We start from the raw sequence: 5,733 nt of genomic DNA on the forward strand, positions 1-5,733 counted from the left end.
GGCCCGCTGGACCGCACCGCGCTCGACGCCGCCCTCACCGGGCTGCTCGCCCGGCACGAGGCGCTGCGGATGAGCTTCCCCGCCACTCCCGAGGGCACCGCCGAGGTCCGGATCGCCGAACCCGGTCCGCTCACCGCCGAGTTCGTCGACGCGAGCGGCGACCCGGACCCGGCCGGGCGGGCCGCCCGCGAGCTCGGCGAGCGGGTGGCGCGACCCTTCGACCTGGCCGAGGGCCCGCTGCTGCGCGCCCTGCTGGTGCGCACCGCGCCGGACGAGCACGTACTCGCCCTGGTCATGCACCACATCGTCAGCGACGGCTGGTCGCTCGACATCCTGCACCGCGAACTCGACTCGCTGTACGCCCGCCACGCCCACGGCACCCCGGACCGGCTGCCCGAACTGCCGGTGCAGTTCGGCGACTACGCGGGCTGGCAGCGGGAGCGGCTGGCCGGCGAGGCGCTGGCGGGCTCGCGGGCGTACTGGCGCGAGGAGCTGCGCGACGTCCCGGCCCTGGAGCTGCCGACCGACCGCCCCCGGCCGCCGGTGCTGACCTTCGAGGGGGCCGCCACCGAGTTCCACTGGAGCAGCGAACTCGGCCGGGGTGTGGCCGAGTTGGCCCGCGCCTCGGGCGCGTCGGGGTACATGGTGCTGATGGCGGCGCTGCAGACCCTGCTCGGCCGGCACGCCGGGCGGCGGGACTTCGCGATAGGTTCCGCGGTGGCCGGCCGGCTGCACCGCGAACTCGAAGGCGTGGTCGGCCTGTTCGTCAACATGCTGCCGATCCGGGCCCGGCTGGAGGGCGATCCGACCTTCGCCGAACTGCTCGGACGGGTGCGCGGCACCACCCTCGACGCGTACACCCACCAGGAGGTGCCGTTCGAGCAGATGGTGGCGGATCTGGACATCGAGCGCGATGTCAGCCGCTCCGCGGTGTTCCAGGTCAGCTTCGCCTACCAGAACTACGGCGAGCGCGGTGCCGCCTCCGCTCCGGCGGGCTCCGGTTCCCCGGACTCCCCCGGCGCGCCGACCGCCGAGAGCTTCGGGCACGAGGCCGCCACCACCCGCACCGACCTCGCGTTCTACCTGCGGGAGAAGTCCGACGGCGGCCTCTACGGGCTGCTCACCTACCGCACCGACCTGTTCGACGCCACGACCGTGCGCCGGCTGGTCGAGCGCTTCGAGCTCCTCCTCGCGGCGGCGGTCGCCGACCCGGACCGGCCGCTCTCCCGGCTGCCCCTGGCCACCCCCGCCGAACGCCGGGACGTCCTGGAGCGCTGGGCCACCGGACCCGCGCTGCCCGACCCGGACGGCGCCCCGGCCACCCTGACCGCGCTGCTCGCCGCCACCGCCCGCGCCCACCCCGACCGGCCGGCCCTGGAGGCCGAGGGCCGCACCGTCACCTACCGCGAGCTGGACGAGCGCGCCACCGGTCTCGCCCGCCGGCTGCGCGCGCTCGGCGTCGCCCCGGACGACCGGGTCGCGGTCTGCCTGGAGCAGTCGCCCGAGCTGGCGGTGGCCCTGCTCGGTGTACTGAAGGCCGGCGGCGCCTATCTGCCGCTGGACCCGGAGCAGCCGCCCGCCCGGCTCGCCCACCTGGTCGCCGACTCCGGGGCCCGGGTGCTGCTCACCGAGTCGGCCCTGCGCGACCGCTTCCCGGACCGCGTCCCCGGCCACGACGTCGCCGTGCTGCTGCTGGACACCGAGCCACCGGTGCGGGACGCCGAGCCGCTGCCGGAGCTCTCGGGACCGGACCACCTGGCCTACGTCATCTACACCTCCGGCTCCACCGGCACCCCCAAGGGCGTCGCCGTCCAGCACCGGCAGATCCTCAACTACCTGGCCGGGGTGCGGGAACGGCTGCGGATCGAGCCCGGTGCGAGCTACGGGCTGCTGCAGTCGCTGGCCTTCGACTTCAGCATGACGATGCTCTACCTCGCACTGAGCACCGGCGGCCGGGTCCACCTGCTGCCACGCCGGATCGCCGGGGCCGAACTGGCCGAGCGGATCGAGGCGTTGGAGCTCGACCACCTCAAGATGACGCCCTCGCACCTGGCCGCGCTGAGCGCCGACGCCCCGATGGAGCGGCTGCTGCCGCGCCGGTCGCTGGTGCTCGGCGGCGAGGCCTCGGCCTGGCCGTGGGCGGCCGGCCTGGCCGCCCTCGGCCGCTGCGCGGTGTTCAACCACTACGGCCCGACCGAGGCCACCGTCGGCGTGACCGTGCACGAGGTCACCGCCGACGCCGCCGGACCTGGCAGCACCCCGATCGGCACCCCGCTCGCCGGGGCCCGCTGCCACGTCCTCGACGAGGCCGGGCAGCCGGTGCCGCCGGGCGTCACCGGCGAGCTGTACCTCGGCGGCGAGCGGCTGGCCCGCGGCTACCTGGGCCGGCCGGAGCTGACCGCCGAGCGCTTCGTCGACGACCCCTTCGGCGCCCCCGGCGACCGGCTCTACCGCACCGGCGACCTGGCCCGCTGGCGCACCGACGGCACGCTCGACTACCTGGGCCGGGCCGACGACCAGATCAAGGTCCGCGGCTACCGGGTGGAGCCCGGCGAGATCGAGGCGGCCCTCACCGCGCTGCCCGGGATCGGCCAGGCCGTCGTCCTGGCCCGGGGCGAGGGCCTGCGGCAGATGCTGGTCGCCTACCTGGAGCGGACCGGCGACGCTCCCGTGCCCGCTCCGGCCGAACTGCGCGACACCCTGGGCGAGTCGCTGCCCGACTACATGGTCCCGGCCCGCTTCGTGGTGCTCGACCGGCTGCCCCTGCTCGCCCACGGCAAGGTCGACCGGCGGAACCTGCCCGAACCCGAGGAGCCCGCCGCGAGCGGCGAGTTCGTCCAACCCGAGGGCGAGGCCGAGGAGTTCCTCGCCGCGCTCTGGGCCGAACTGCTGGGCGTGCCCCGGGTCGGCGCCCTGGACGACTTCTTCGAGCTCGGCGGGCACTCGCTGCTGGCCACCCAGGTGGTCGCCAAGCTGCGCCGCGCCTTCCCCGAACTCCCCACCCCGGTCGGGGTGATGGACCTCTTCAAGTACCCGACCGTGCGCCGGCTGGCCGCCCTGGTCAGCGACCCGCACGCCGACCGGGGCCCGCGCAGCCTGCTGCACCTGCTCACCCCGGCCGGCCGCCGGACCACCGCCAGCCTGGTCTGCACCCCGTACGGCGGCGGCAGCGCGCTCATCTACAAGCCGCTCGCCGACGCCCTGCCCGCCGACTGGGCCCTGCACTCGCTCGCCGTCCCCGGGCACGAACTGGGCGAGGAGGCCATGGACATCGACGAGGTCGCGGCCGGCTGCGCCCAGGAGATCCTGGACACCGTCGAGGGCCGGATCGTGCTGTACGGCCACTGCGGCGTCGGCGTCCGGCTGGCCGTGGAGATCGCCCGGCGGGTGGAGGCGGCCGGCCGCGAGGTCGAGGCCGTCCACCTCGGCGGCATCTTCCCGTTCGCCCGGCCGCGCGGGCGCGGCGCCGCCGTCGGCGAGTGGTGGGCCCGCGCCGCCGACCGGCTGCGCAGCGACCAGGGCATGATCAACGCCCTGGCGGCGGCCGGACTGGACACCGACGAGGTCGGCACCGAGCAGCTGCGGCTGATGGTCGCCAACCGACGGACCGGGACCAAGGAGGCCGAGCAGTACTTCACCCGGCTGTTCGAGAGCGAGGACGGCCGGATCGCCGCCCCGGTGTACGCGGTCTGCGGCGACCGCGACCCGGCCACCGAGTTCTACGAGGAGCGGTACCGGGAGTGGCACCGGCTCAGCGACACCACCGGCGTCGTGGTGCTCGACGAGGCGGGCCACTTCTACCTCAAGTACCGGGCCGCCGAGCTCGCCGAGATCCTCACCACCGTGCACCGCTCGGTGGCCGACGGCGAGGAGCAGCGGCACCGGCGCACCGAGGGCGCCACCTGGTGGCTGGCCGGGCTCTCCCGGGACGCCGCCGAGCCGGCGCCGACGGCCGCGGCCGCCGCGGTGCGGCCCACCATGCGCCGCTTCCTCGGTGTCGCCGCAGGCCAGCAGATCTCGATGATCGGCTCGGCGCTCACCGAGTTCGCCCTGCCGGTCTGGATCTACCTGACCACCGGCTCGCTCGCGCAGTTCGGCCTGCTGGCCGCCTGCGGGCTCGTCCCCGGCATCCTCACCGCTCCGCTGGCCGGGGCGCTGGTGGACCGCGGCGACCGGCGCCGGATCATGCTGTACGGCGATGTCGCGGCGGGCCTCACCCAGGCGGTGATGCTGCTGCTGTACCTGACCGACTCGCTGGCGGTGTGGCACGCGTACGTGCTGATCGCGGTGCTGTCGACGGCGCTGACCTTCCAACGGCTGGCCTGGAACTCGGCCGTGCCGCAGCTCGTCCCGAAGCGCTTCCTCGGCCGCGCCAACGGCGTCGTCCAGATGGCCTTCGGCCTCGCCCAGTTCCTGGTGCCGCTGTTCGCGGTCGGCCTGCTGTCGGCGCTCGGGCTCGGCGGCATCCTGGCGATGGACGTCGCCAGCTACGTGGTCGCCACCGGCGTGACGCTGGCCGTGCGCTTCCCCGACGTGATGGCCGCCCGGCGCCGGGAGAGTGTCGGCGCCGAGATCCGGGCCGGCTTCCGGCGGGCGCTCGGCAGCCGCAACTTCCGCGCCATGCTGCTGTTCTTCGCCGTGCTCAACATCTTCCTGTCGCCGTTGTTCCTGCTCACCACCCCGCTGGTGCTGTCCTTCGCCCCGCTGGCGGCCGCCGGCTGGGTCTCGGTCGCGGCCGGGCTGGGCGCCGTCCTCGGCGGTCTGACCCTGCTGGTGTGGGGCGGGCCGCGCCGGCTGCGGCTGCGCGGCGTCCTGCTCGCCACCCTCGGCCTGGCGGCCGCCTGCCTGGTGACCGGCCTGCGCCCGAGCATCCTGCCGGTCGCGCTCGGCGCCTTCGGCATGGCGTACGGGCTGGCCCTGGTCAACGGCGTCTACGCGACGATCGTGCAGACCAAGGTGCCGCTGCGCTTCCACGGCCGGGTGATCGCCGTCAACACCATGGTCGCCTGGTCCACCCTGCCGGTCGGTTTCGCCCTGGTCGCACCGCTCGGACCGCGCCTGGTCCAGCCCTGGGTGGACGCGGACGGCCCGCTGGCGGACAGCGTCGGCCGGCTGATCGGCACCGGCGACGGCCGCGGCATCGGCCTGCTGTACCTGCTGTTCGGGCTCGCCATGGCCCTGCTGGTACTGGTCTGCCTCGCCGTCCCCGCCCTGCGGCACTTCGACCGCGACGTCCCCGACGCCGAGCCCGACGACCTGGTCGGCCTGGCCACCCTCGCGGCCCGCGCCGGGACCGCACCCTCCCTTTCAACCGAACTCCCCTCCGCACCCGCACCCCGCACCGGAACCGAGGCCGCCGCCCGATGACCACCACCGACCGGACCGCCGGCCCCGCCCGCCCCGTCGAGGCCGTCCACCCGCTCACCGAGGAGCAGCGCCGGCTCTGGTTCCTCCAGCAGCTCCACCCCGCCGACGCCGGCTTCAACATGTACCTGTGCCGGCGGTGGAGCGGCCCGCTCGACGTGACCGCGCTGCGCACCGCGCTCGACCGGCTGACCGCCCGGCACGAGCCGCTGCGCACCCGCTTCGCGCTGGACGGCGAGGCACCCGTGCAACTGGTCGAGCCCGCGGCGCCCGTCCCGCTCGACCTCGTCGCGCTGGCCCCGGGCGCCGGCGAGGCCGACTTCACCGAGGCCTGCCGCCCCACCGTCAACGCGCCGTTCGACCTCGGCG

The 5,733-nt window shown here is 75.4% G+C and carries 2 protein-coding genes; both read left to right on the forward strand.

The window, feature by feature from the left end; all coding sequences use genetic code 11:
* The first annotated feature begins 6 nt into the window (after positions 1–6).
* On the forward strand, positions 7–5,367 hold the full coding sequence (locus BI06_RS37900) for a non-ribosomal peptide synthetase/MFS transporter (protein ID WP_255360316.1): 5,361 nt from the start codon (positions 7–9) through the stop codon (positions 5,365–5,367).
* Positions 5,364–5,733 (forward strand): condensation domain-containing protein (locus BI06_RS51795; RefSeq protein WP_043475873.1); only part of this gene is annotated, 370 nt, incomplete at its 3' end. The genes BI06_RS37900 and BI06_RS51795, both read left to right, overlap by 4 nt.

This window comes from Kitasatospora sp. MBT66 (assembly GCF_000710405.2).
In the GTDB taxonomy this organism is placed as follows: Bacteria; Actinomycetota; Actinomycetes; order Streptomycetales; family Streptomycetaceae; genus Kitasatospora; species Kitasatospora purpeofusca.